The sequence below is a fragment of the Vibrio sp. 1402 genome (assembly GCF_033340275.1).
The window spans coordinates 1-676 of record NZ_JAWOWE010000305.1; the positions used below are offsets into that span (position 1 = coordinate 1).

The window sequence follows — 676 nt, forward strand, 5'->3', positions numbered from 1 at the left end:
TTGCAGGATCTCTCGCTGCACCACCACATCAAGCGCTGTCGTTGGTTCATCCATAATGATGAGCTTAGGGTTTAAAGACAGCGCGATGGCAATAACCAGCCTTTGGCGCATTCCCCCAGAGAACTGGTGCGGATATTCACCCAGTCGATCTCGAGGGATGTTCACCAAATCGAGCAGTTTTTCGGCGCGATCTTTGGCTTGCTCGTTGCTGAGTCCTTGATGATGACGTAGGACGTCTGCAAACTGCTCTTGAATGGTCAGTACCGGATTAAGCGAGTTCATGGCACTTTGGAATACCATGGCGATTTCGCTCCAACGCAGCGCGCTTAGCTCCTTATCGGACAAACGTAAGATGTCCTTACCTTGGAACAGAATTTGTCCACCAGAGATAAACGCGGGCGGCTTGTGCAGACGATTGATCGAAAAAGCGATGGTACTCTTTCCGCATCCAGATTCCCCAGCAAGGCCGAATACTTCGCCTTTTCCAATATCAAAGCTGACCGATTTCACCGCATTAAAGTCACCATTGTCGGTGATGTAGTCCACGCACAAATCTCGGATCTGGATGACCGGATCGCTGTGAAAGGCGTGAATTAAATTAATCTCACTCATTTAATACACTCAACCAATACAAAAGATAATTATTATCATTATCGAATATGCAAGTGAGAAGAAA

The 676-nt window shown here is 47.0% G+C and carries 1 protein-coding gene; it reads right to left on the bottom strand.

Annotated elements, in window-relative coordinates:
- Positions 1–612, bottom strand: a 612-nt coding sequence (locus tag R7044_RS25725; protein ID WP_225456060.1) for an ABC transporter ATP-binding protein, incomplete at its 3' end; no start/stop codon positions are given.
- Between the last annotated feature and the right edge of the window lie 64 nt (positions 613–676).